Here is a 25,968-nt window from a genome sequence, read left to right as displayed (position 1 = left end):
TCTTTCCCGACACTTTGTCGGCAAGACCTCACCATTGGAACCCGCCCCAGTGGTGTCCGTGATGGTGGTCGAGCAGCCGGGCGGCCTTGGTCTGCCCGATCCGGTCGGCGGGCGCTCGCCGGGCGTGGAAGAGCGCGTACCCGGACAGGATGAGCATGCCCCACGTCGGTGCCGCGGTCTCGAGGTGGGCGAGCGCGCCGAAGACGAGGCCGACGCCGGTCGCCGTGATGCCCAGCACGACCTGGCAGAAGACGACCACCTCGATGTCGTCGTGCTCGCCGAGGTATCGGTACATCCACGTCGCCCGTGTGCTCGACGTCGCCGCACCGCCGGCCGCGGCGAGCGTGATGACGAGGCCGCTCAGAACGGGCAGCGCTCGCGTGTCGAAGGTGTCCGTGATGAGCGCGGCGATCGCCGAGGCCACGCCGAGGAACGCGGCCGTCAGCAGGAGCCCGCGAATCGTCGCCCGGTGTCGGCTCAGCGTCCACAGCGCCGTGAACAGCAGGCTTCCGGTCGCGGCGAGCGCGACGATGTGATGAAGCGCCTCGGACTTCTGGCCGTGCAGGGTCGCGCCGTGCACGCTGTAGAAGCTCGTGCCCAGCGAGATGGAAAGGAAGAGGACCTGCGTGATCAGGAACTCCCGCACCCACGGGTACTTCCGATCGGGTCGGGCCTTCAGTGCCGCGAGGATGCCGACCGACCGACGCGGGACGCGGTCACGCGCTGCCGTCGGGCGGATCGGCAGCAGCGCGAGTGCCGCGATCGCCATCGCGGTGACTCCGATCCAGAGGAGCGCCACGTGCGCGTCCCTGCCGTTCGGGTCCAGGAAGAACGTCCCCATGATCACCGTGATCACCAGCGTCAGGACGGCGCCGCCCGTGCTCTGCACGACACTGATCGCCGACTTCTCCGACGAGGCGAGCGAGGACGACATCACCTCGACGACGGCGATGGATGCCACGCCGCCGAGCACGCCGAGCACCGCGGCGATGAGCCAGAGCGCGTTCAGCCACTCCTCCCCGACCAGGGTGATCCCGATGCCGGTGACGGTGAACACCGTCGCGATCAGCGTCAGGATCAGTGCGAGCGACCTCGTGACCGAACGCAAGCCGAGCACGCGTGGCGCGACGACCACGCCGAAGAGGTTGGCGGCCGTGTAGGTGGGGAAGATCAGCGCCGCAGCGAAGGGACTCCCACCGAACGCGATGCAGATGAACGGAAGCACGACGGCGACCGCGGTCAGCTGGTTGGCGACCGCGAAGCTCACGCTCTCCGTGGCCGCGGCGATGAAATTCCGCCGAGTGGATGGCGCGTCCACCACGAGACCCACGGTATCGGGCGGCGACGACGAGGGCAGCGGTCGAGTGGGCGGACGGGACGTCCGCTTACTAGGCGACGAGCTGGTTGCCGTGGCGCAGCACCGTCGGCGCGAGCACGTCGGCCGGCTCGAGCGCGGCCAGGCCCCCGACCCGGAACGTCGCGTGCTCGCCCGGGAGGAGCGTCACGAGCGCGGTGTCGACCGTGGCATCCGGCGCCAGCTTGTCCACCAGCAACGTGAGGCCGCGCACGAGCGCATCGGTCGTGACCGTGACGGCGAACACGTCGCCGTCACGGCGCACCTCTGCGGTGAGCAGGGGCGCGGCGAGGGCGCTGTCGCGCGGCTCGGCGAAGAACCAGAATCCGCGGACGTCGTCGGCCTCGGCCACCACCAGCTCGGACGCGCGGTCGCGCGCGGTCGCGAGCGCCGCCGGCACCGTCACCGCGGCGTTGGACCGCGGGGCGACCTCGACGGAGAAGGTCGCGGACCCGAGCACGGTCCCGCCGAAGGACCGGCGGGTGAGGGCGAGGTCGGCCGACCAGGCCTCGGACGTGTCGTTGCCGAGCACCGCGATCAGCCCGTCCGCCGCAGGCTGGATCGTCACGACGCGCGGCGCGAAGGCATTGCGGATCGCGTGGAAGACCGGCTTCTCGCGCTCCTCACCGTCGATCGCCGCCCACGAGGTGACCGGCCAGCAGTCGTTCAGCTGCCAGACCACGGCACCCGAGGTGTGCGGCGCGTTCGCACGGAACCAGTCGAGGGCGCAGGCGATCGCGTCGGCCTGGTTGAGCTGCATGGCCCAGTGCCAGTCCTCCATGTCGTCGGGCACGCGGTAGTGACGCACGAGCCCGGAGGCGAGCTTGGTGTTGCCCTCCACGGCCTTCTGGTGCACGAGCATGCCCGGCGACTCGGGCGTGATCGGCTCGTCGGAGATCGAACGGGTCAGCGTGGTCCACGCGGGCGGTCCCTGCCAGCCGAACTCGGCCACGAACCGGGGCCGGTAGTCGCGATAGTGGCGCCAGTCCTTCTGGTTCCAGAGGTCCCAGATGTGCATCGTCCCGTGGTCCTCGGCGTTCGGGTGCTCGCCACCTGGACTGAATGGGCTGCCGGGCGAGTAGGGCACGAACGGCGCGAGCTCGTCGACGACGGACGGAAGGAGCTCGTCGTAGTACCACGCGCCCCACGTCCGGCCGTCGAGGAGCGGCTGCCAGCCCCAGTCCTCGTGGCCCCAGAGGTTCTCGTTGTTCCCGGTCAGCAGCACGAGCGAGGCGTGGTGCGCGATGCGCGCGACGGTGTCGCGGGCCTCGGCGTCGACCTCTGATCGCAGTGGCTCCTCCTCGGGGTAGGCGGCGCAGGCGAACAGGAAGTCCTGCCACGTGAGCAGGCCGAGCTCGTCGCAGAGCTCGTAGAAGTCGTCGCTCTCGTAGATGCCGCCGCCCCACACGCGGATGAGGTTGAGGTTCGCGGCCCGCGCCTGGCGGAGCCTGCGGGCGTAGCGCGCGCGGTCCACGCGCACGGGCAGCGCGTCATCGGGGATCCAGTTCGCGCCCTTCACGAACACGGGCACGTCGTTGACGATGAGCTGGAACGGCGTGCCGCCGGCGTCGGGCTCGGTATCCCAGCGGATGGTGCGGAACCCCACCCTCCGGCGGACCTCGTCGAGCACCCCACCGCCCGCGCCGAGGCGGATGCGCACGTCGGAGAGCGGCTGCTCGCCGTACCCCGCGGGCCACCACCGCTCGACGGACTCGAGCTCCACGCGGAGGCGCGCCTCGTCCGTGCCGGCCGGGATCGTGACATCCGAGCGCACGCCCGCGACGTCGAGCTCGAGATGCAGGTCGTCGTCGCTCGCCCGCTCGACGCGGACGGTCGCCTCGATGACGCCGCCGTCGCCCGTCTCGGCCGGGGAGGCGTGCACGAGCACCTGCGCGAGCCGCGCCGTCGACCACGACTCGAGCCGCGCCGGGCGCCAGAGGCCGCTCGTGAACGTCGCGATGCCCCAGTCCCAGCCGAAGTTGCACGCCGACTTCCGGATCGCCTGGTACGGCAGCGGGTACCCGTGCGGCCGCGCCCCGAGCGCGACGCTCTGATCGTTCGCGTAGCGCACCGGGCTCCGGAACGCCACGACGAGCGCGTTCTCGCCCGCGCGCAGCACGTCCGTGACGTCGTACCGATACGACCGGTGCTGGTTGGCGACCTCGCCGACGACCACGCCGTTGAGCGTGATCGTCGCGACGGTGTCGAGGCCGTCGAACGCGAGGTCGTGACGGTCCGCCGCTGCCAGCTCCTCGGGCGCGATCTCGATCGTGGTCTCGTAGGTCCAGTCGACGAGGCCGATCCAGGAGAGCAGCGCCTCGTTGTCGTCGATGTACGGGTCCGGGATCAGGCCCGCGGCCAGGAGATCGGTGTGGACGACCCCCGGCACGGTCCCCGGCACCACGACCCCCCGAAGCGAATCGGGCACCGGCCCGTCGGACGCGGTCAGGCGCCATCCGCTGCGCAGCGGTCTCTTCACGCCTGCACCCTACCCCGCCGGCGCGCATGGCCCGACCCATTGATCCGCGCTACCTCGCGCGCGACGCAGCGTCAATCCCGTAGCCATCGGTCCCCGAGGTTCCTAGCGTTGAATCGGGCTCGACTGCGCCCCCGGGTACCGACCCGAAGGGACCCTCATGAGAATTGGCATCATCGCTCCGCCGTGGATCCCGATCCCCCCGGACGCCTACGGCGGTATCGAGTCGTTCATCGACACGCTCGCCCGCGCGTTGCAGGAGGCCGGCGAGGACGTGGTGCTCGCGGCATCCGACGACAGCACGTCGCCGGTCCCGCGTCTCGACGGGTTCGAACCGTCCGATCCCGAGACCATGGGCGTCACGTCGCACGAGCTGCGGCACCTGCTGCGGGCGTTCGCCGGCCTGAGGGACGTGGACGTGATCCTCGACAACACGCTCGCGGGCCCGGTGCTGTCGAAGGCCGAGACCACGGTGCCGGTCGTCACCGTCGCGCACGGCCCGCTGATCCCGCTCGAGCAGGAGCTCTACGTCAACGCGGGTGCGGATGTGTCCTTCGTCGCGATCTCGCACAACCAGGCGTCCCTGGCGGGGCCGGTCCCCATCACCCGCGTCATCCACCACGGGATCAGGGTCGGTGACGTGCCGATCGGACCGGGCGGCGACGCCGCCTGCTTCGTGGGCCGGATGCACCCCTCGAAGGGCATTCCCGAAGCGATCGAAGCCGCCGCCATCGCGGGCATCCCGCTGCGCATCGCCGCGAAGATGCAGGAGCCCGCAGAGGAGGAGTACTACAACCAGGTCGTGCGTCCGCTGCTCGGGTCGAATGCCGAGTACCTCGGCGAGCTGACGGGCGACGAGAAGTACGAGCTCATGGGCAACTCGTGCGCGCTCCTGAACCCGATCCAGTGGGACGAGCCGTTCGGCCTCGTGATGATCGAGGCCCTGGCGACCGGCTCACCCGTGGTGGCGACGCCGCGCGGGTCGGTGGAGGAGATCGTGGAGGAGGGCCGCACCGGCTTCGTGCGCTCGACCGCCGAGGACCTGGCCGCGGCCCTCGGCCGGGTCGCAGAGCTCGACCGCGGTGCGTGCCGGCAGTCCGCCGAGACGCGGTTCTCGGACACCCGGATGGCGGCGGACTACATCGCGCTCTTCATGGACCTCCTCCGCGAGCGGCGCCGCATCGATCGGCCCGCCTCGGATACCGCGACATCGAAGGCCGTCGGCCGCCTTCACCGCGCGACGAAGGATGCCGCGCCCGACGGGGATCCGCTGCCCAGCGTGTGACCGCGCCACCGACTGCCCCACAAGGGAGAGCGGGGACCGGCACACACTGTCAACCCCCTTCAAGCGGCTGCCACGCGGACCTACCGTGCCTGCATCACCGAAACGATCAGGCACCTCGCGGCGCCTGGGAAGGAGGAGTGATGAGCTCGACATGGGACGCCTGGACGTATCGCACGTCGGCCGCCCGCACACCGCAAAGCGCGGACATCGTCGGTTACGAGGTTCACGCCACGGATGGTCACATCGGCAAGGTGGATCGAGCGAGCTACGACGTCGGAGCGAGCCGGATCGTCGTCGACACCGGCCCGTGGATCTTCGGTCGCAAGGTCCTGCTCCCGGCTGGGACGATCGACCGGGTCGATGACTCCGATGGGAAGGTCTACGTGGATCTGACCAAGGACCAGATCAAGGACTCACCCGAACTCGACGAGACCACCGGCTGGGACGACCGTGACTATCAAGATCGTGTCGGCAGTTACTACGGCGGCTTCTACCGCTGACCGCTGACCGCTGACCGCTGACCAACGCGAGCCCGCCGCCCGGAGCACCGCTCCCGGATGGCGGGCTCGCGGCCGGGAACCGGAGGCCGCTCGCCCGAAGCACGATCCGGGCGGGCTCGCCATCCCCTTGCGGACCGTGACCCGCCCACGTACACCGTTTGCCATGACCGACGCCAGCCCAGAAGATGTCACCCGGCTTCCGGATGTCGGCGAAGCTCCGTTCACGGTCGCACTCAACGGCCGGATCTACGAACTCGCCGCGCAGAGCCACCACCAGTGGACGATCACCCGAGCGGAGGGCATGAGGGAACCGACCGCGTATCTCGTGCTCGCTGCGGGCACGTACCGGCTGACCCCTCCGGCGAGTCGGACCATCTCCCAGGGCCCGGACTGGAGGTCGGTGCTGGATCTCCTGTAACCCGTCGCCGTCTGGCCGATCCGGGCTCAGCCGCCCACGTGGATCGTCGGCCGCTCCTCGGGGACCTTCTCGACCTCCCGGATGATCTCGCGCACGACCGGCGCCGTGTCCCCGCGCCCGAGCAGGATGTACCGCACCATGTGGAGCATCGGGTTGCCCTCGGACCACTCGAAGTACGCGTGCGGCCGGACGCCCGTGGCATCCCGCATCGCGATGAGGATCGCCGCGATCGCGTTCGGAGCGGCGGGGCTCTCGGCGCGGAGGACCCGATGCCCCTCCACCTCGACGCCGCGCACGTGGAGCACCGCGTGGAACTCGGACGGATCGACCACCGAGATCTCGAGGAAGAGGACATCGGCTCGGCCCGGAACCGGATTGAGCTGCCGCTGGGCCCGCTCCTTCTGCTCGTACTCGGCGGCGTCGCCCACCCCCGGACGGTTCGCGATGATGCTCAGCCGGCCGTCGTAGGCGAGCGAAGCCGCGATGAATCGTCGCGCGGTCTCGTCGAACTCGATGCGATCGGCCCGGATCTCGGTGGTGCGCGAGACGCGCGAGATGATCGACACGGCGACGATGCCGATGATGAACAGGATCGAGATGGCCAGGCCATCGGGCTTCTCGATGATGTTCTCGACGAGCGCGTAACCGAGCACGACCGTCAGCACGGTGAATCCCGCGATCGCGGGCGTCCGCCGACGACGGATGGCCGAGATCAGCACCGCCACCGAGGCGGACGCCATCATCGCGAGGATCCCGGTGGCGTACGCGCCGGCCTGGGCGTCGACATCCGCCTGGAACGCGATCGTGATGATGATGCTGATGGTCGTGTAGACGAGCACGACGGGCCGGACGGCCCGGCTCCACTCCGGTGCCATGCCGTAGGCCGGCAGGTACCTCGGGACGATGTTGATGAGGCCGGCCATGGCCGAGGCTCCGGCGAACCACAGGATCAGGATGCTGCTGATGTCGTACGCCGTGCCCAGCGCGTCGCCGAAGAAGGCGTGCGTCAGGTATGAGAGCGCTCGGCCGTTGGCCGCGCCATCCGCCTCGAACTCCTCCGGCGGGATCAGCAGCGTGGTGACGAGGCTGCTCGTGATGAGGAAGACCGACATGATGAGCGCTGCGGTCGTCAGCAGCTTCTTCGTGTTGCGGATCCGCGAGGCGAGTCGCTCCTGCGCATTCTTGCCCGAGGCGGCGACCAGCGGCATCATGCTCACGCCGGTCTCGAAGCCGGAGAGGCCGAGGACGAGCAGCGGGAATGCGAGGATGGCCGGGCCCAGGACGTCGCCGATGCCGCCGCCGCCTCGGGTGAGTGCGGCCCACCAGTCCGTGATCATGACCGGGTGGTCGAAGATCGCGATGAGTCCTGCGCCGATCACGACTGCGTTCAGGCCGAGGAAGATCGCGACGAGCGGGATGGCGATGTTGACGGCCTCGGTGAAGCCGAGCAGGAAGACGCCGCCGAGCACCAGCAGCAGCACGATCGTGATGGCGACCGCCTGCCCCTCGAAGGCCTCGGGCGCGAGCGGGTTCTCGATGATGTGCACGGTCGCGTCGGCCGATGACAGGGTGATCGTGACGATCCAGGATGTCGCGACGAAGCCGAGCAGCGCGAGCACGAAGATCTTGCCGCGCCAGAACGGCAGCAGGCGCTCGAGCATCGCGACCGAGCCCTGGCCGTGGGGGCTCTCGACGGCGACTCGGCGATACATCGGGAGCATCCCCAGGAGCGTGAGCGCGACGATGAGCAGCGTCGCGATCGGAGATACGGCGCCGGCCGCGACGATCGCGATGGACGGCAGGTACGAGAGGGTCGAGAAGTAGTCGACGCCGGTCAGGCACATCACCTTCCACCACGAGTGCTGCTCGACGCGCGACTCCTCGCTCTCCGCCCCCGCGGGATGCACGGTGTGCTCGAGGAGCCAACGCGTGAGCGGAGTGCGCGGGCGCACGGCCTTCGGACCAGGGACGTCGGCCGGGAACTCGAATCGCGTCCAATCGCGCAGCAGCGCTCCGTTCGGGGCGTCGGTGCCGGCGACGATCGGTCGCGAACCGCTCGTGCCGCTGTCGGGCAGCGGGGATCTAGCCAATTGCGGGCCTTTCCTTGGGGAGTTCGTAGAGGATGCGTCGCTCGCGGAGCGCGATCGCCGAACCGAGCGTGAGGGGACCGATGCGACCGAGGAACATGAGCAGCACCAGCACGGCCTGCGCGAGCGGATGCAGGTCGGCCGTGATCCCGGTGGAGAGCCCCACCGTGGCGAACGCCGAGATCGTCTCGAAGAGCACCTCGTCGAACGCGAGGCCCGTGAGCAGCATGAGCAGGACGGCTCCCGCCATCACGGCCGCCACCGCGATCAGCACGACGGTGATCGCCTGGCGGTGCACCGCGCGCGAGAGGCGCTTGCCGAAGATGTTGACCGCCCCCTCGCCGCGCAGCTCGGTGAGCATGATGAAGAAGAGCACCGCGAAGGTCGTCACCTTGATGCCGCCGGCGGTGCTGGCCGGCCCTCCGCCGATGAACATGAGCACGTCCATCGCGACCCAGCTCTCGTCGTGCATCAGCCCGATGTCGACGCTGTTGAACCCTGCGGTCCTGGTCTGCACCGACGCGAAGAAGCCGGCCAGCACGCGTCCGGCCGGGTTCAGCTGCCCGAAGGTGTCCGGATTGTCCCACTCGACCGCGGTGATGAACAGCGTGCCCCCCACGAGAAGCACGATCGTGCCCCACACCACGAGCTTGGTGTTCATCGACCAGTGCAGCGGCCGGGTGAACTCCTTGCGCAGCTGCATGATCACGGGGAACCCGAGGCCGCCGAGGATGATCGCGGCGCAGATCGGCAGGCAGATGAACGGGTCGTCGACGAAGCCCATCAGGTTGTCGGAATAGAGAGCGAACCCCGCGTTGTTGAACGACGAGACCGAGTGGAACAGCGCGTGCCACGCCGCATCCACGGGACTGTACCCGTATCCGAAGAGGAATCGGGGGAACAGGAACATCCACGTGAGCGCCTCGATCGCGAACGAGATCAGCACGATGCCTCGCATGAGGCCCCGCACGTCGGCGAAGCCGACGACGCTCGCCTCGGTCGCGGCGTTGAGTCGCGCGCGGACGGACATCTTGCGTGCGAGGACCAGCCCGATCAGCGAGGCGAAGATCATGATGCCGAGTCCGCCGACCTGGATGAGCGCGACGATGACCGCGTGGCCGAGCGGCGTCCAGTGGAGCTCGTTGTCGACGACGGTCAGGCCGGTCACGCAGACGGCGCTCGTCGACGTGAACAGGGCGTCGATGAAGCTGGTCCCCTCTGGCGCGCGCGTCATGGGCGGAAGGAGGAGCAGGAGGGTGCCGCCGAGGACCGCGGCGGCGAACCCGACCACGACGACCTGAGCCGGATGGAGGCGGATTCCGCGACGGATGCGAAGGCGCCGCTGAAGGCGTTCCGACTCGCGGATGCTCACTTCCACATTCCAGTCCAATCGGCGCCGAGAGGGCGTCAGCGGGCCGTGAGGATCCGGTATGGAAGCGTAAGGATTGTGTTAGGACTCGGCCTCAGGGTCGAAGCGATACCCCATACCCGGTTCCGTCATGAGGTAGCGCGGCTGCGATGGCACCGGTTCGAGCTTGCGTCGGAGCTGTGCCATGTAGAGCCGCAGGTAGCCCCCGTCGTTCGCGTGATACGGACCCCAGACCTCGCTCAGCAGCATCTGCCGGGTCATGAGCTTGCCGGGATTGCGGAGCAGGAGTTCGAGCAGGCGCCATTCGGTCGGCGTCAACCGGATCCCGCTCGGCAGTCCGTCGGCGGTCCGCACCGTGCGCGCGGCGAGGTCGATGTCGAGGCCTCCGATGCGCACGGATGCCGCGTCCTCCTCACCGGCCGGGCGCCGGGATCGCGCTCGGATCCGCGCGAGCAGCTCGTCCATGGCGAAGGGCTTGGTGACGTAGTCGTCGGCGCCGGCGTCGAGCGCGTCGACCTTCTCGGATGAATCGGTTCGGCCCGACAGCACGAGGATCGGCACGCTCGACCACGCGCGTACCGCTCGGATCACGTCGATCCCGTCGACGCGTGGCATGCCCAAGTCGAGCACGATGAGGTCGGGGTGGCGGTTCGCCGCCATGTCGATGGCCTCGGCTCCGTCACTCGCCTGCAGCACTTCGTAGCCGCGCGCGGCGAGGGTGATGCGCAGCGCGCGCTGCAGCTGCTCGTCGTCGTCGGCCAACAGGATCTTCACGCGTCCGCCTCCTCCGCAGGCAGGGTGACCACCATCGTGACGCCCCCACCCGGCGTGTCCTCCACGTCCAGTGTGCCGTCCATGCCCTCGACGAAGCCCTTTGAGAGCGCGAGGCCCAGGCCGAGGCCCGTGTCGTTGTCGGTGTCGCCGAGGCGCTGGAACGGCGTGAACACCTGGTCGCGGCGCTCGGGCGGGATCCCGGGCCCCCGGTCCACGATGCGAAGCTGCACGGAACCTCGGAAGGCGCTGGCCGTCACCAGGACGCGCTCACCTGGCGGAGAGAACCGCATGGCGTTCGCGAGCAGGTTGACCACGACGCGCTGAAGCAGCACGGCGTCGGCCAGCACCCGGGGCCCGTCGTCGGGGAGTTCGAGCTCGAGCTCCCCCGGACCTGCGTGCAGTTCCTCGAGCGCAGGGAAGACGACGTCCGCGATTTCCGTCGGTGCGATGGTGACGGCGAGCGCGCCGGCCTGCACACGGCTCACATCGAGCAGGTTGGTGACGAGGCCGGCGAGCGAGTCCAAGCTCTCCGCAGCCGTCGCGAGCAGTTCCCGCCGCTCGCCGCGGCCGAGCTTCACGTCGTCGGCCCGCAGCGCGCTCACCGCGGCGCTCGCAGCCGTCAGTGGACGTCGCAGGTCGTGTCCGACAGCGGCGAGCAGCGCGCTGCGCACCCGGTCGGTCTCAGCCAGCGAGTCCGCTGCGGAGGCGGCGGTCGCGAGCGCGCCCTGCTCGATCGCGGCATCCATCTGCGTCGCGATGACCGCGAGCAGTCGGCGCTCGGATGCCTCGAGCTCGTGTCCGTGCAGCTCGAGCACTCCGCGGGTCCCGATGGGCACGACCGAATGCCGATCGTCGCTGGTCGGTTCGCCGTCGGCGACGCGCACCTCACCATCGACGAGGAGTCGCACGCCCGCGAGGCCGAACGCCTCGCGCGTGCGGGTGACCATCGCCTGGAGGGCGTCCTCGCCACGGAGCACGCTTCCGGCGATCGTCACGAGCAGCTGCGACTCGGCTTCCGACCGCCGAGCTTCCCGCGAGCGACGCGCCGCCTGGTCGACGACATAGCTGACGAGCAGTGCGTTGACCACATAGAACCCCAGCGCGAGGAGCTGCCGCGGCTGTCCGATCGAGAGCGTGTACCGCGGCTCGATGAAGAGGAAGTTCAGCGTGATGCCAGAGAGCACCGCCGCGAAGAGTCCGGGCCAGAGGCCGCCGATGAGCGCCACGATGATGACGAGCAGCTGGTAGGCCAGCACGTCGCTCGTGATGGATGCGTCGGTCTGCAGGGTCCAGAGCAGCCAGCTGAGGAGTGGGCCTGCGACGAGCGCGACCGCGAACCCCGCGATGAGTCGCTGCCGGCTGAGCGCACCGCCGAGGCGGGGCAGCGAGATGGCCGATCCGGCCGCCGCGTGCGTGACGATGTGCACGTCGATGTCGCCCGATTCGCGGATGACCGTCGCGCCGATACCCGGCCCCGTGAACGCCGCGGTGAGCCGCGACCGGCGGCTCACGCCGATCACCAGCTGCGTGGCATCCGATGCGCGGGCGAAGTCGACGAGCGCTTTCGGGATGTCTTCGCCGACGACCTCGTGATAGGTGCCGCCGAGGCGCTCCACCAGGGTGCGTTGCCGGTCGAGGGCCTCCGGATGGCGCGCCCGCAACCCGTCGGGGCTGGTCACGTGCACGGCGAGGAGCTCGCCGCCCGACGAGCGCGCCGCGATCCGGGCGCCGCGACGCAGCAGCGTCTCGCCCTCGGGGCCGCCTGTGAGCGCCACGACGACCCGCTCGCGGGCCTCCCACTTGCCGGTGATGCCGTGCTCGGCGCGGTATGCCTTGAGCGCCTGGTCGACCTCGTCGGCGAGCCACAGCAGCGCGAGCTCCCGCAGCGCGGTGAGGTTGCCGAGCCGGAAGTAGTTGGACAGGGCCGCGTCGATGCGCTCGGCCGGGTACACCAGGCCGGTGGCGAGGCGGTCCCGCAGGGCTTGGGGCGCGAGGTCGACCACCTCGACCTGGTCGGCGCCGCGCAGCACGGCGTCGGGGATCGTCTCGCGCTGCTGGGCGCCGGTGATCTCGTACACGACGTCGCCGAGCGACTCGATGTGCTGGGTGTTCACGGTCGAGATCACGTCGATGCCGGCGGCGAGCAGGTCCTCCACATCCTGCCAGCGCTTCGGATGGCGCGAACCGGGGGCGTTCGTGTGGGCGAGTTCGTCGACGAGGGCGATCTCGGGCTTGCGGGCGAGCACCGCGTCGAGGTCCATCTCCTCGAGCCGGAGCCCGCGATGCGTCTCGGTGCGGCGCGGCACGACCTCGAGCCCGTCGACCATCGCGGCGGTGGCAGCGCGGCCATGGGGCTCGACGAAGCCCACGACGACGTCGCGTCCCTCGTCGCGGAGGCGGCGGCCCTCCTCGAGCATCGTGTAGGTCTTGCCGACGCCGGGTGCGGCGCCGAGAAGAACGCGGAGCCGCCCCCGTCTCATGCCGTCAGTCTCCCATCTCGGCGAGCGCGAGGTTCAACGACAGGACGTTGACCGTGGGCGAGCCGAGGAACCCGAGGTCCGGCGACTGCATGTGGTCCTCGACCAGCGAACGGACGTCGGCCTCGTCGAGGCCGCGCGCTTCGGCGACCCGGTCGACCTGCAGCAGGGCGTACTCGGGACTGATGTGCGGGTCCAGGCCGGAGGCCGACGCGGTGACGGCGTCGGCGGGCACGTCGTTCTCGTGGACGCGCTCGAGCTCGGCGACCTGGGCCCGGCGCTCTTCGATCGCCGCGATGAGGTCGTCGTTCTCCGGTCCGTAGTTGCTTCCGCTCGACGCCCCGCCGTCGTAGCCGTCGCCGGCCGCCGAGGGCCGCGACTGGAACCACTCGGGCAACGGCTCGCCGTCGGCGTCCGTGAACGCCTGCCCGAGGACCGCGGACCCGACGACGTCGCCGTCGGCATCCCGGACGAGGGAGCCGTCGGCCTGCGCGGGCAGCGCGACCTGCGCGATCACGGTCATGGCGAGCGGATAGGCGAGGCCGAGCACGGCCGTGAAGACGAGCATGGCCCGGAGCGCGACCCAGTGCGTCCGCATCGTGCTGCGCGTGGTGCTCATTTGGAGACGTCCTTTCGATGGAATCGTCGGTCGAGATCAGAAGCCGGGGATGAGGGTCACGACGAGGTCGATCAGCTTGATGCCGACGAACGGCGCGATGATGCCGCCGAGCCCGTAGACGAGCAGGTTGTGGTTGAGGATCGCCGTTGCGCCGAGCGGACGGTACTTCACGCCGCGCAGCGCGAGCGGGATCAGGATCACGATGATGATCGCGTTGAAGATGACCGCGGACAGCACCGCCGAGGCCGGCGAGCTCAGTTGCATCACGTTGAGCGCCGCGAGGCCCGGGAAGACCCCCGCGAACATGGCCGGGATGATCGCGAAGTACTTCGCGACGTCGTTCGCGATCGAGAACGTCGTGAGTGCGCCGCGCGTGATGAGCAACTGCTTGCCGATGCGCACGATGTCGATGAGCTTCGTCGGGTCGGAGTCGAGGTCGACCATGTTCCCCGCCTCCTTCGCCGCCGACGTGCCCGTGTTCATCGCCACGCCGACGTCGGCCTGCGCGAGGGCGGGCGCGTCGTTCGTGCCGTCGCCGGTCATCGCGACGAGGTTCCCGCCCTCCTGCTCGCGGCGGATGAGCGAGAGCTTCTCCTCGGGCGTCGCCTCCGCGAGGAAGTCGTCGACGCCGGCCTCGGCGGAGATCGCCTTCGCGGTGAGCGGGTTGTCGCCCGTGATCATGACCGTGCGGATGCCCATCGCGCGCAGCTCGGCGAACCGCTCGACGAGGCCCTCCTTCACGATGTCCTTGAGGTGCACGACGCCGAGGACCTTGGATGACCCCTCGCCGTCGCGCATCGCGACGACGAGCGGGGTGCCGCCGTCGGTCGAGATGGCGTCCACGCGCTTGCGGAGCTCGTCCTCCACGCTCGACGGGATGCGATCATGCCCCTCCACCCAGGCACTGACCGCGGAACCGGCGCCCTTGCGGACGATCGTGCCGTCGGCGAGGTCGAGTCCCGACATCCGGGTCTGCGCGGTGAACGGCACGACCTCGCCCGCCGGCGGGGCGTCGAAGCGGATGCCGCGGCTCGCGGCGAGCTCGACGATCGAGCTGCCCTCGGGGGTCGGGTCGGCGAGCGAGGCGAGCGCCGCCGCGCGCACCAGGTCCTCCTCGGCGACGCCCTCCAGTGCGATGAACTCGGTCGCGCGGCGGTTGCCGTAGGTGATGGTGCCGGTCTTGTCGAGCAGGAGCGTCGTGACGTCGCCGGCCGCCTCGACCGCGCGGCCCGACATGGCGAGCACGTTCTGCTGCACGAGCCGGTCCATGCCGGCGATGCCGATGGCCGAGAGGAGGCCGCCGATCGTCGTCGGGATGAGGCAGACCAGGAGCGCGATGAGCACGGGCAGGCTCGCGGGCGACGCGGCATACGAGGCGATGGGGTTGATCGTGAGCACGACGACGACGAACACGATCGAGAGGGCGGCGAGCAGGATGTTCAGCGCGATCTCGTTCGGGGTCTTCTGCCGGGCAGCGCCTTCGACGAGCGCGATCATGCGGTCCACGAACGTCTCACCCGGCTTCGACGTGATGCGCACCACGATGCGGTCGGAGAGCACCCGGGTTCCGCCGGTCACGGCGCTGCGGTCGCCGCCCGACTCGCGGACGACCGGCGCCGACTCCCCGGTGATCGCCGACTCGTCGACCGAGGCGATGCCGTGCACGATGTCGCCGTCGCCGGGGACCAGGTCGCCGGCGGAGACCACCACGACGTCGCCGAGTCGAAGGTCGGCGCTCGCGACATCCGTCATGGCCGCGCCTTCGGCCGCCGGGTCACCCGCGGCGTCGTACCGCTGGACGAGGTGCGCGACGGTCGTCGTGCGGGTCTTCCGGAGCGTGTCGGCCTGCGCCTTGCCGCGACCCTCGGCGACCGCTTCCGCCAGGTTGGCGAAGACCACGGTGATCCAGAGCCACACGGCGATCGCCCAGGTGAAGCTCGCCGGCACCTCGGTACCGCCGGATGCCTCGGGCCCGCCGAGGAACGGCTCGGCGATCGCGACCGCCGTCGTCACGAGTGCGCCGACCTCGACGATGAACATGACGGGGTTGTGCCACATCTGCCTCGGGTCGAGCTTGCGCAATGCGCCGGGCAGGGCGGCGACCAGCTGCCTGGGCCCGAACGGCGCCTTGGGCTTGGGATGCCGGTGGGGTTGGTGCTCCTCGAGCGGGCTGCTCGGGGGGGTGGGAACGGTGATGGTGGACATGGATCAGCTCAGCCCTTCCGCCAGGGGACCCAGCGTGAGAACGGGGAAGTAGGTCAATGCGGTGACGAGCACGGTTACGCCCGCGAGGAGTCCGACGAACTGCGGCCGGTGCGTCGGCAGCGTTCCGGCCGTGGCGGGAACCGTGTCCTGCGCCGCGAGGCTGCCGGCGAGCGCCAGCACGAGCACGATCGGCACGAAGCGTCCGAGCAGCATCGCGACGCCGAGCGCGGTGTTCATCCACGCCGTGTTCGCCGTGAGACCGGCGAACGCGGAGCCGTTGTTGTTCGACGCGCTCGTGAACGCGTAGAGCACCTCCGACATGCCGTGGATGCCCGGGTTCCAGATCGAGACGTTCTCGACGTCCTCGCGGACGCCGGGGATCGCGAAGCTCAGCGCGGTCCCGGCGAGCACGAGCGTCGGGGTGACGAGGATGTAGAGGCTCGCCAGCTTGATCTCGCGGGGGCCGATCTTCTTGCCCAGGTACTCGGGAGTCCGTCCGACGAGCAGGCCGGCGATGAACACGGCGATGACGGCGAGCACCAGCATGCCGTAGAGGCCGGAGCCGACGCCGCCGGGGGCGACCTCGCCGAGCATCATGTTCAGCATCGGCATCATGCCGCCGAGTGCCGTGTACGAGTCGTGCATCGAGTTCACGGCCCCGGTGGACGTGAGCGTCGTGCTCGCCGCGAACAGGGTCGAGCCGAGGACTCCGAAACGCTGCTCCTTGCCCTCCATCGGCGCACCGGCGAGTTCTGGCGCCGTGCCGTGGCCGGCCCACTCGATCGCGCTCACCGCGACGAGTGACACGACGAACAACGATGCCATCACCGCGAGGATCGCGTAGCCCTGCCGGTACGAGCCGACCATGCGTCCGAAGGTGCGGGGAAGGGACACGGGGATGGCGAGCAGCAGCACGATCTCGAACAGGCTCGTCCACGCTGTCGGGTTCTCGAACGGGTGTGCGGAGTTGGCGTTGAAGAACCCGCCGCCGTTCGTGCCGAGCTCCTTGATCGCCTCCTGGGAGGCGACCGGCCCACCCGGGATCACCTGAGTGTCGCCGACGAGCGTGGAGATCTCGGTGAAGCCGTTGAAGTTCTGCACGACGCCGCCGACCATCAGCACGATCGCGGCGAGGAACGCACCGGGCAGCAGCAGGCGGAACGAGCCGCGCACGAGGTCGACCCAGAAGTTGCCGATGGTGCCGCTACGGCGGCGCGCGAACCCGCGGACGAGGGCGACAGCCACTGCGATCCCCACGGCGGCGGAGACGAAGTTCTGCACCGCGAGGCCGGCGAACTGCACGGTGTAGCCCAGCGTGAGCTCGGGCGAGTACGACTGCCAGTTCGTGTTGGTGACGAACGAGGCAGCGGAGTTGAACGCGAGCCCCTCCGGCACCGCCGGGAGACCCAGCGCATACGGCAGTACGGCCTGGATGCGCTGCAGCGCGTAGAGCAGCAGCACGCCCACGAGGCTGAACGCGAGCACGCCGCGCAGGTAGGCCGTCCAGGACTGCTCGGAGGACGAATCGACGCCGACGAGCCGGTATACGAGGCGCTCGGCGCGCGTGTCGTGATCGGACGTGTACACCCGCGCCATCCAGTCGCCGAGCGGGCGGTAGAGCAGCGCGAGGATCAGGACGAGCGTGGCCGCCTGGATGACGGCGAGGAGCACCTCCACCTAGAACCTCTCAGGCCGGATCAGGGCGTACACGAGGTACGCCACGGCGGCGAGGCCCAGCGCGGCGGCGAGCAGCTCGAAGACGATCACAGCTTCTCGACCCCCTTCGCGATGAGGCCGACGATGACGAACGTCGCGACGATGACGGCGACGTATACGAGGTCGAGCACGATGACTCCAGTCGGGCGGATGCCGCGACGCCGGGCTCGGCGGGCGGGCAGTGCGCATCACTGCACTTCGCATGCAACTCGTGCCGCCGGCGGACGGAGACCATCCGAACGGTTCCCTAACGGCGCCTCTCCCCGAATCAGCGGATCCCATTCGGGGCTTGAATCCGGGGTGGGGCAGGCGCAGAGTGGAGGGAGCGAGGGAGGTCTCATGCGTCACGCGATCGCTTCTCCGGATGTCGTGCCGATCCTCTCCCCGGGCCGTCACAGGTCGCCACGGCGCGGGGCGTGCTTCATGGAGTTCGCGTCCTATCTCGCGGGCGAGCGGTGGAGCGACCATCCCGCCTGCACGCACCCGACGCTGGCGCATCTCGCGCGCATGGTGAACGACCTGACGAGCGACGACGGACGCGCCCGGCTCACCTCGCTCATTCCGAGCGTCGTCGGCCTCACGAGCGACGACCCCGTGCTCGACGTCATGCTCGCCGCGCGGGCCGCGGCATCCGCCCTGCCCGTCGCCGCCGAGGAGCGCCAGCGCTCGCAGGCCGTGGGCCTGCGCGTCGCGCTCGCGATCCTCGCCGACCGCGACGACGACCTTTCGGCGGAGCTCCGCGAGTTCGGCGAGGCGGCGCTCCGCTCCGCACCCGCCGCGGACGACTGGGCCGCGCGATTCATCGCGGAGATCGGTCCGGGCCCGCGTCGCATGACCGCCCGGCAGTGCCGCGACATCGTGGCCGGCGCGGTCGACGGGATCGCGCGGGCCTGCGTCCGAGACCCCGACGACCGGCTCGTCGCGCTGCTCACGGCGACCGTGTCGGACACGTCGCGCTTCCTAGGCGCCCGGAGCGGCGAATCGATGCGCGACCGCGTGGACGAGTCCGTCAGCCTGCCTCGACGCTCGCCTCACGTCGTGCCAGCACGAGCCGGCACCGGTGCTCGGTGACGAAGGGATCCAGCCGCTGAAGCACGAGCGGTCCGTCGACCTGGTGCAGCACGTCGCGCACGAGTCGTTCGTGCATCGAGCACACGAGCGCCTGGTCGCTGTCGATGAGCCGGTGATATCGGCAGGGCGCCAGCTCGAACGTGAGCGCGTCCTCGTCGACGACGGGCTCGAGGCCCGCGTCATCCAGATGCTCGTAGAGCACGTCGAGTTGCGCGACGGCGTCGTCCCGCCCGCGGTCAGGCTCGCCGACGACCGCGCGCAGCAGGGCACCGCGCCGCCGCGCCGCGGTGACGCGGTGCCTCGCAGCGTCGTTCGACGTCGACTCCCGCACCGGATGGAACACGAGCGGCGGACGCCCGCGCCCGCCCACCGGCCGGCTCTCGGCACGGATGAGTCCCTCGCCTTCGAGCACGCGCAGGTGATCGCGCGCCGTGTTGAGCGGCAGTTCGCACTCGTCGGCCAGTTCGTTCGCACGACGGCCGGGTGCGCGCTGGATCGCGCGGAGCAGCCGCGCGCGGCTCGGCTGCGTGAGACCGCGGAAGTCACCGACACGACGAGGCACCCCGCGATCCTAGGCGACCTCCATCCACCGCCGCTGGGCGAGCCTGGGGCGACCGATCCGAATTTCTCCGGTGCACGCGACTGGCGCGTCCGCCGTCCGCCCCGCCAGACTCGAAGCGACGCGTCTGCGAACGAAGGGAACACCACATGCAGCTCTCACAGGAGTCCGAAGCGATCGTCCGCGCCACCGCCGGGGTCGTCGCCGAGCACGCCGAGGCGATCACGCGCGAGTTCTACCCGGCGATGTTCGCCGACCACCCCGAGCTCCTCCGGGTGTTCAACCGCGCGAACCAGGCGATCGGCGAACAGCCCAAGGCGCTCGCGGCATCCGTCGTCGCGTTCGCCGTGCACCTGATCGATCCCGACGCGCCCGACTTCAGCCCGGTCATGCGGCGCATCGCGAACAAGCACGTGTCGCTCGGCATCAAGGCGCGCGAGTACACCATCGTCGGCAAGTACCTGCTCGACGCGGTCGGCACCGTGCTCGGCGACGCGGTCACCCCCGAGGTGCGGATGGCATGGGACGAGGTCTACTGGCTGTTCGGCGTCTCGCTCGTCGCCGAGGAGGCGAAGCTCTACGCGCTCGGCGGCACCGACCCCGAGCAGCCGTGGCGACGCTACCGAGTGGTCGAGCGGTTCGAGGAGGCCGAGGACATCTTCTCGCTGCTCATGGTCCCGGTCGACGGCATGGTTCCGTCGCACCACACGGGCCAGTACGTCGCGATCGCCGTGGACCTTCCCGACGGGTCGCGCCAGCCGCGCCAGTACACGATCTCGTCGGGCCCCCGCGGCGACTCGCTCCGCGTCACGATCAAGCGCGTGCGCGGCGTGGACGGGGCGCCCGACGGCCAGGTCTCGAACTGGCTGTACGAGCACGCGCAGCCCGGCGCCATCCTCGAGGTCTCCCAGCCGGCGGGCGACGTGATCCTCGACGAGTCTGACGCCCCGCTCGTGCTCGTGTCGGCCGGCATCGGCATCACCCCGATCGCCGCGATCCTCGAGGACCTCTCGCGCCGGCAGCCCCAGCGCACCGTCCGCCTGTTCCACGCTGACCGCGCGCACGACACGCACGCGTTCTACGAGTCGCTCCGACGCCAGGTGCTCGCCATGAGCGACGCCAAGGCGCAGAACTGGTACGAGGTCGACGCCGAGAAGGCACCGACGCTGCAGCCGGCGCTGCCGGGCTTCATGGACCTCACCGCCGTCGAGCTGCCCGCCGACGCGAGCGTGTTCATGTGCGGGCCGCTGCCGTTCATGCGGGCCATGCGCGAGACGCTGATCCGTCGCGACATCCCGAGCGAGCGGATCAACTACGAGGTGTTCGGCCCGGACCTCTGGGCGCACAACCCCGCCACCGCAGACGCGTGAGTCGAAGCCGGGAGGCGGTCGAGCCCGCGATGCGGGACTCGGCCGCCTCCTGGCCTGTCCGGGTCGGTCCGCCCGGTTCGGTCAGTCCGTCCGACCGCCGGCCGGGCCTGAGGGCGAGGGCTTCCACTCGGGTTCGCCCGTCGGACCCTCGTCGGACTCGGTCGGCGCACCGGATTCGGGTGCGGGCTGCGGCAGGCTCCCGAGGCGGTCGACCTGCTCGGTGAGCGCGTCGAGCACGGAGCGCAGCTGGATCTGCGCCACCTGGGCGTACGTGCGGACGTACTCGACCTCAGGGACCGGGGGCCCGGGCTGGACGCCCACCGTTGCGCTCGCCTTGCTCGCGCTGCTCTCGGCGCGCTCGAGGATCTCGCGGTACTGGTTGCGCGCCGTGAGCACGAGGTCGCGAGCGTACTGCTCGGCGTCGGAGATCGCCTTGTCGGCGATGAGCTGGGCCTGCGTCAGCAGCCCCACCGCACCGGCGGTGATCTCGTCCTCGGTCTCGGGACTCGGCCCGCCGGACTCGGCACGGCCGGCACGCAGGGTCGCGAACTCCTCCCGGACGCGCGCCGTCGCCATGCGGACCTCGGCGATCGCCTGCGAGAGCTCGCCCATGAAGTTGTCGACCTCGAGCCGGTCGTAGGCGCCACCCCTGACCTTCATGGTGAAGTCGACGGAGCGCGTGTCGGGCAGGTGGCTCACGGCCAGGGCGAGGGCGTCCTCGGCGCCGGTGCCGGATGTCTCGGCGCCGCCGGGCGCCCCGGCCGGCTGGCCGCCGGTCTCGACCGCGGTGCCGGGCGCCTGAGCGGTGCCCGTGGCCTCGGCGGTGCCGTACGTCTCCGCGGTGCCGGGCGCAGCGGCAATGCCGTCGGAGTCGGTCCCGTTCTGCATCATGCGTGCTCCCCCTCGTGGCTCTGCGGCAGCCGGGACGGCTGCAGGTCGTGCGTGTGGTGGTGCAGGTCGTGGCTGTCCTCGTCGAGCGTCGCGAACTGCTCGAACCGGACGTCGGTGGGCGCGATCCCGGCCGAGCGAAGACGGGAGACCGTGTGCCGCACCATGTCGGGCGACCCGCATACGAGGGCGAGCAGTCCGTGCAACGGGCCGGCGTCGGCGGCGGCATCGCCGACCCAGCCCTTCCGACCGGGATAGCTGGGATCGTCGGAGACCACGGGCGTGTAGCTGAACCACGGTCGACCGGCGAGGTTCTTCAGCAGCCGATTCTCGTAGAGGCTCCAGGGGAGCCGCGCACCGTGGAACAGCTGGACGCGCGGCGCCTGCCCGGTCGCCTGCCACTCCTGGTCGATCCGCTCGAGATGGGCGCGCAGCGGAGCGAGGCCCGTACCGCCGGCGACCATGATGAGATCGCGGTGGCGCTCACCCTCGTCCAACGTCAGCTCCTGGCCGACGGGCGCGCCGAGGCGGATGGTCTCGCCGACCTTGAGCGAGCGGACGATCGTGCTGCTGACCTGTCCGCCCGGGACCATCTGCACATGGAACTCGATGGTCCCGTCGGCACGGGGCGCGTTGGCCGGGCTGAGGTAGCGCCACAGCCGCGGCCGCGACGGCACCTCGACCGCGATGGACTGGCCGGGCAGGAACGGCAGGTTCGGCTCGGGGCGCACCTGGATGACCGCGATGTCGAGCCCGCGGCGATCGACGGCGGTCACCTCGGCCGTCCACCACGACGGGCTGTCCTCTTCGGACGCCTCGGCCGCCTGGACCATGACCGTGGCGATCAGCCCGTAGGCCTCGGCCCAGTCGGCCGCGACCTCGTCCGTCCAGCGTTCACCGAGGAAGTGCTTCAGCGTGGCGAGCAGGGAGGCGCCCACCGCGTTGTAGTGCGCCGCGATGACCTCGAACCGCCGGTGGTCGCGGCCGAGCTGCTGGATGAAGTCGGTGACCTCGTCGAGCTCGTCGACGCTCGACACGATTCGGCCGAGCGCACCCACCAGGCGATCCCGCTGGGTCGCCATCGAGACGGGGAACATGCTCCGCAGCTCGGGATGGGACAGGAACAGGTGCGAGTAGAAGAACAGCGGCACCTCGTCGCCGACGCTCTCTGCCAGCGCCCATGTCTGCTTCAGTGCAGCGGTGTCCATCGCGGTCACCCGGCCGCCGGATGGACCCCCACGAGGTCCGGCTGCTCATCACGGCTGGTGTTCATCACACTGATCCAATCACTGGCAGGGCAGGCTCTACCCTTCATAGCAGAGTCGACTGCGCGCGAGCACCTACTGGACATCACCAGGGTTCGTCGACCGCCGGGAGCAGGGCACGCACCTGATCGACCGCGTCGGGGAAGCACGCCTCGAGCACCTCGTTGGCCGAGACCTCGTCGCCGTCCTCGCCCGTGAGCCTGAGGCCCACGATCGTGTTGATGAGCATGCCGGTGGCCATGAACGACCGGGTCTCCTCCTGGCTGAAGCCCGCCTCCTCGCGGATGAAGCGCCAGATGCGGCTGAATCCGGCGCGGGCGACGCGGCCGATCTGGTGCTCGCCGCCGAGCGCGGTGGAGTTGGCGATGACCGGCAGCATGCCGCGCTCGCTGAGGAGTCCGGTGTACGCGCGGCCCATGCGCTCGGCGCGGCCCTCGGCGTCGCCGGGCAACGCTGCGCGGAACTCCTCGAGGAGCCGGTCGTAGGCGCGGTCGATGACCTCGATGAAGAGCTTCTCCTTCGTACCGAACAGGCGCACGACGTACGGCTGGCTGACGCCGGCGGCGCGGGCGACCTCGTCGGTCGTGGTGCCCACATAGGTCTTCGCGCCGAAGACCGCCGTGGCCGCCTGCAGGATCTGCTCACGACGGTCGGCGGCCTTCATGCGGGATGCCGGGGCGAGGTCTTCCATCGTCATGCTTGACATGTTATCAGTCGATTACTACAGTCTGAAGTAATCATCCGATAACAACCTTCTGGCCTCGAAGGAGTCACGATGTCCACCGTCCTCGAAACCGTGTCGCCGCCCGCCGGGGCGACGGCACCGCGGCGTCCGCGTCCGCTGTGGCTCGTGCTCCTCGCGACCGCGCTGCCCATGTTCATGGCGACCCTCGACAACCTCGTGATGACGAACGCGCTGCCGGTGCTGCACGCCGAGTTCGGTGCCTCCGTCGAGGAGCTGCAGTGGTTCATGAACGCCTACACGTTGGCGTTCGCCAGCTCGATCCTCATGGCGGTCGCGCTCGGCGACCGGTTCGGCCGGCGCACGGTGTTCCTCATCGGCATCGTGGTCTTCACGCTCAGCTCGGCGTTCGCGGCGCTCGCCTCCGACCCCGGGCAGTTGATCGCCGCACGTGCGCTGCAGGGATTCGGCGCCGCGGCGATCATGCCGCTCTCGCTCACGCTGCTCGCCGGCAGCGTGCCGATCGCGCGGCGGCCGCTCGCGATCGGGATCTGGGGCGGCGTCGCCGGCCTCGGCGTCGCGACCGGCCCGCTCATCGGGGGCGCCGTGCTCGAGGGCTGGGCGTGGCAGGCGATCTTCTGGATCAACGTGCCCGTCGGCGTAGTCTCCATCGCCCTGGCGCTGCTGGTGCTGCCCGACTCGTTCGGCGCCCGCCTCCGGGCGGATGTGATCGGACTCGTGCTCTCGGGCGTCGGACTGCTCGCGCTGGTCTACGGGATCGTTCGCGGCAACGAGGCCGGGTGGGACAGCGTCGAGGTGCTGGGCAGCCTCATCGCCGGAGGCGTGCTGCTCGCGGCCTTCGTCGGATGGGAGGCCGTGGCCAGCGCGCCGCTCCTGCCCCTCCGCCTCTTCCGCGATCGCAGCTTCTCGGTGGCGAACGTCGTGGGATTCGGCTTCAGCTTCGGGGCGTTCGGCTCGATCTTCATCCTGATCCAGTTCCTGCAGGTCGTGCAGGGGGCGACGCCGCTCGAGGCGGCCGTCCAGACCTCGCCGTGGACGCTCGCGCCGATGGTCGTGGCGCCGCTCGCCGGCTTCATCGCCCCGCGAGTGGGCACGCGAGCACTCATCGTGGCCGGACTCGCGCTGCTCGGCGGCGCCCTCTTCTGGCTCACCGGCCTGCTCGACGCGTCGGTGGAGTACTCGGCCTACGTCCTGCCGTTCGTCCTCGCCGGCGTCGGCATGGGCCTCGTCTTCGCGCCCTCGTCGACGGCGGTGCTCGCCTCGATGGTGCCCGACGACCACGCCAAGGCGAGCGGCACGAACTCGATGCTCCGCGAGGTGGGCGTCGCACTCGGCATCGCCGTGTCGACGGCCGTGTTCACCGGTGCCGGCGGCGAGCTCACGCCGGTCGACTACGCGGTGGGCGCCCAGCCGGCCGTGCTCGTCGGGGCGGCGGTGCTCGCGGCATCCGCCCTGGTGGCCCTGCTGCTGCCGCCCGGGCGCGCGTCGCGCGCAGCGCCCGCCCGCGATGCGGCAGGCCACGTGGACGCGGCCCCGACCGCCGACCGGATCCCCCTGCTCACGCCCTGAGGCGTTCAGGTTCCACGATGACGCAGTCCGCGCCTCGGCGATCGCAGCCGGGACGGGGACTCCGTGCGTGGCGCCTTACTGCTGTGCCACGGGCGCCCAGGCGCCGGTGCCCACGGCGTCGGGCACCACGTCGTTGTCGAAGCGATCGACGCGGAAGGCCTCGAGCACGGGCGACGGGGTGCCGGTGAGGATCTCCTCGGCGAGCAGCTCGCCGAGGATGAGGCCGAGCGTCGCGCCCGAGTGCGTGAACACCGCGAAGAGCCCGTCGATCGCGGGCACGGCGCCCACCACGGGCTCGCCATCGCCGGGGATCGGCTTCAGGCCGGCGCCCACGCGGTGCGCGGTCAGCTTCGGGTTTCCCGCGAGGACCTTCGACGCCTCGTCGAGCAGGCCCTGCACGGATTCCTCGGGCACGGTGATCGACCCGTCGTCGGCGACGAGCACCGATTGCTCGGCCCAGTCGGCGTCGAGCACGAGCCGTCCGTCGGGCGTCGGGCGCACGGCCACGCGGGGCGTGTTGAGCACGGTCCTGACCTCGACGTCCACCGGGTCGGTGAACAGCACGAAGGCGGCGGGCGTCGCATCCGGGATCGTCACGCCCAGTGCGGCGAGGTCGGCCGGAACCGCCGAACCCGTCGCGAGCACCACCCCGTCGGCAGCCACGCGAGTGCCGTCGCCGAGGATCACGCCGGTCGCGGCGCCGTCCTTCACGTCGACGCGCACGTCGCCGGCCTGCTCGACGACCTGCACGCCCGCGGCGGAGGCCTCGGCGACGAGCGCCGTGATGAGGTCGGGCAGGCTCACCCACCCCTCACCCGGGTTGAAGATCGCGCCCTCCTCGGCCACGGCGTCGGCGTTCACGTCGGGCGCGACGCGGGCGATGTCGGCACGATCGACCCAGATCGCGTCGTAGCCGGCGGCTCGCTCGAACCCGAACGTCTGAGCGAAGCTCTCGCCGGGGGCCGCCCACTTCAGCGCGCCGTCGAAGCGCAGGTACGCGCGGCTCTCGGGGTGCTGCGCGCTCCACGTGCGGTAGCGATCGAGCGCGAGCAGGCGCAGGTAGTGGTACTCGGCCGAGCGGTCGCCCGACGAGTTGAGCCACGCGATCGAGCGGCCGGATGCCCCGTCGGCGAGCGTCCCGGCGGTGAGGAGCGTCACCCGTGCGCCGGCGCGGGCGAGGTGCGCGGCGGTCGATGCGCCGAGGATGCCGCCGCCGATGACAGCGACATGGGTGGACTGGGTGGTGGTCATGCTGGTGGTTCG

The 25,968-nt window shown here is 70.5% G+C and carries 21 protein-coding genes; 6 read left to right on the top strand and 15 right to left on the bottom strand.

What is annotated here, in order from left to right:
* Positions 1–28 precede the first annotated feature (28 nt).
* The gene (locus BLT99_RS14885) at positions 29–1,267 is read right to left on the bottom strand and encodes a hypothetical protein (RefSeq protein ID WP_133988534.1); all 1,239 of its coding nucleotides are present in this window, start codon (positions 1,265–1,267) and stop codon (positions 29–31) included.
* Between the two features lie 121 nt (positions 1,268–1,388).
* Positions 1,389–3,833, bottom strand: coding sequence for a glycoside hydrolase family 2 protein (locus BLT99_RS14880; protein ID WP_092674143.1), 2,445 nt, complete (start codon positions 3,831–3,833; stop codon positions 1,389–1,391).
* Between the two features lie 157 nt (positions 3,834–3,990).
* Here BLT99_RS14880 and BLT99_RS14875 point away from each other — a divergent pair, with 157 nt between their 5' ends.
* From BLT99_RS14875 to BLT99_RS14865, 3 genes are all read left to right on the top strand, one after another.
* Entirely contained in the window at positions 3,991–5,115 is a 1,125-nt protein-coding gene (locus tag BLT99_RS14875; RefSeq protein ID WP_092674140.1) for a glycosyltransferase, read from the top strand.
* Positions 5,116–5,255: 140 nt separating this feature from the next.
* Positions 5,256–5,615: a PRC-barrel domain-containing protein gene (locus tag BLT99_RS14870; RefSeq protein ID WP_229724576.1), complete on the top strand. Its 360-nt coding sequence runs from the start codon at positions 5,256–5,258 to the stop codon at positions 5,613–5,615.
* Between the two features lie 163 nt (positions 5,616–5,778).
* Positions 5,779–6,033 carry a hypothetical protein gene (locus BLT99_RS14865; protein ID WP_092674134.1) on the top strand — a complete coding sequence of 85 codons (255 nt, stop codon included), beginning with the start codon at positions 5,779–5,781 and terminating at the stop codon, positions 6,031–6,033.
* A 26-nt stretch (positions 6,034–6,059) separates the two neighbouring features.
* Here the strand turns inward: BLT99_RS14865 and BLT99_RS14860 are convergent, their stop codons facing one another.
* The 8 genes from BLT99_RS14860 to kdpF form a co-directional block, all read right to left on the bottom strand.
* Complete coding sequence (locus BLT99_RS14860; protein WP_092676490.1) at positions 6,060–8,039, bottom strand: APC family permease; 1,980 nt, start codon at positions 8,037–8,039, stop codon at positions 6,060–6,062.
* 76 nt (positions 8,040–8,115) lie between these two features.
* Positions 8,116–9,486 carry a TrkH family potassium uptake protein gene (locus BLT99_RS14855; RefSeq protein WP_197675557.1) on the bottom strand — a complete coding sequence of 457 codons (1,371 nt, stop codon included), beginning with the start codon at positions 9,484–9,486 and terminating at the stop codon, positions 8,116–8,118.
* 84 nt (positions 9,487–9,570) lie between these two features.
* Positions 9,571–10,263, bottom strand: coding sequence for a response regulator (locus BLT99_RS14850; RefSeq protein ID WP_092674131.1), 693 nt, complete (start codon positions 10,261–10,263; stop codon positions 9,571–9,573).
* Positions 10,260–12,743, bottom strand: coding sequence for an ATP-binding protein (locus BLT99_RS14845; RefSeq protein ID WP_092674129.1), 2,484 nt, complete (start codon positions 12,741–12,743; stop codon positions 10,260–10,262). The genes BLT99_RS14850 and BLT99_RS14845 overlap by 4 nt, the downstream gene beginning before the upstream one ends.
* 4 nt (positions 12,744–12,747) lie before the next feature.
* Positions 12,748–13,359 carry a potassium-transporting ATPase subunit KdpC gene (kdpC, locus tag BLT99_RS14840; protein ID WP_092674126.1) on the bottom strand — a complete coding sequence of 204 codons (612 nt, stop codon included), beginning with the start codon at positions 13,357–13,359 and terminating at the stop codon, positions 12,748–12,750.
* Positions 13,360–13,395: 36 nt separating this feature from the next.
* Entirely contained in the window at positions 13,396–15,564 is a 2,169-nt protein-coding gene (gene kdpB, locus BLT99_RS14835) for a potassium-transporting ATPase subunit KdpB (RefSeq protein ID WP_092674123.1), read from the bottom strand.
* Positions 15,565–15,567: 3 nt separating this feature from the next.
* Positions 15,568–17,241 (bottom strand): potassium-transporting ATPase subunit KdpA, encoded by a 1,674-nt coding sequence (gene kdpA / locus BLT99_RS14830; RefSeq protein WP_092674120.1) that lies wholly within the window; start codon positions 17,239–17,241, stop codon positions 15,568–15,570.
* Positions 17,242–17,331, bottom strand: a complete 90-nt coding sequence (gene kdpF, locus BLT99_RS17685; protein ID WP_133988535.1) for a K(+)-transporting ATPase subunit F — start codon at positions 17,329–17,331, stop codon at positions 17,242–17,244.
* Positions 17,332–17,703: 372 nt separating this feature from the next.
* On the opposite strand from kdpF, the gene BLT99_RS14820 reads away from it, so the two are divergent.
* On the top strand, positions 17,704–18,351 hold the full coding sequence (locus tag BLT99_RS14820; protein ID WP_197675502.1) for a hypothetical protein: 648 nt from the start codon (positions 17,704–17,706) through the stop codon (positions 18,349–18,351).
* Here the strand turns inward: BLT99_RS14820 and BLT99_RS14815 are convergent.
* Positions 18,290–18,913: a helix-turn-helix domain-containing protein gene (locus BLT99_RS14815; protein WP_092674112.1), complete on the bottom strand. Its 624-nt coding sequence runs from the start codon at positions 18,911–18,913 to the stop codon at positions 18,290–18,292. The two genes, BLT99_RS14820 and BLT99_RS14815, sit on opposite strands and share 62 nt — an antisense overlap.
* 146 nt (positions 18,914–19,059) lie before the next feature.
* On the opposite strand from BLT99_RS14815, the gene BLT99_RS14810 reads away from it, so the two are divergent.
* Positions 19,060–20,280: a globin domain-containing protein gene (locus tag BLT99_RS14810; protein ID WP_092674109.1), complete on the top strand. Its 1,221-nt coding sequence runs from the start codon at positions 19,060–19,062 to the stop codon at positions 20,278–20,280.
* Positions 20,281–20,361: 81 nt separating this feature from the next.
* Here BLT99_RS14810 and BLT99_RS14805 read toward each other — a convergent pair whose 3' ends face one another.
* The 3 genes from BLT99_RS14805 to BLT99_RS14795 form a co-directional block, all read right to left on the bottom strand.
* Entirely contained in the window at positions 20,362–21,171 is an 810-nt protein-coding gene (locus BLT99_RS14805; protein ID WP_092674106.1) for a DivIVA domain-containing protein, read from the bottom strand.
* Positions 21,168–22,376: a globin domain-containing protein gene (locus BLT99_RS14800; RefSeq protein ID WP_092674103.1), complete on the bottom strand. Its 1,209-nt coding sequence runs from the start codon at positions 22,374–22,376 to the stop codon at positions 21,168–21,170. The genes BLT99_RS14805 and BLT99_RS14800 overlap by 4 nt, the downstream gene beginning before the upstream one ends.
* A gap of 142 nt (positions 22,377–22,518) precedes the next feature.
* On the bottom strand, positions 22,519–23,139 hold the full coding sequence (locus tag BLT99_RS14795) for a TetR/AcrR family transcriptional regulator (protein WP_092674100.1): 621 nt from the start codon (positions 23,137–23,139) through the stop codon (positions 22,519–22,521).
* A gap of 69 nt (positions 23,140–23,208) precedes the next feature.
* On the opposite strand from BLT99_RS14795, the gene BLT99_RS14790 reads away from it, so the two are divergent.
* A complete protein-coding gene (locus tag BLT99_RS14790; protein ID WP_092674097.1) occupies positions 23,209–24,705 on the top strand; it encodes a DHA2 family efflux MFS transporter permease subunit in 1,497 nt (498 codons plus the stop codon).
* Positions 24,706–24,780: 75 nt separating this feature from the next.
* Here the strand turns inward: BLT99_RS14790 and BLT99_RS14785 are convergent, their stop codons facing one another.
* Positions 24,781–25,956, bottom strand: a complete 1,176-nt coding sequence (locus BLT99_RS14785) for an NAD(P)/FAD-dependent oxidoreductase (RefSeq protein ID WP_092674094.1) — start codon at positions 25,954–25,956, stop codon at positions 24,781–24,783.
* Between the last annotated feature and the right edge of the window lie 12 nt (positions 25,957–25,968).

This window comes from Agromyces flavus, from assembly GCF_900104685.1.
GTDB lineage: Bacteria > Actinomycetota > Actinomycetes > Actinomycetales > Microbacteriaceae > Agromyces > Agromyces flavus.
Note: the sequence above shows the minus strand (reverse complement) of the source record. Positions and strands in the feature narration are given on the sequence as shown.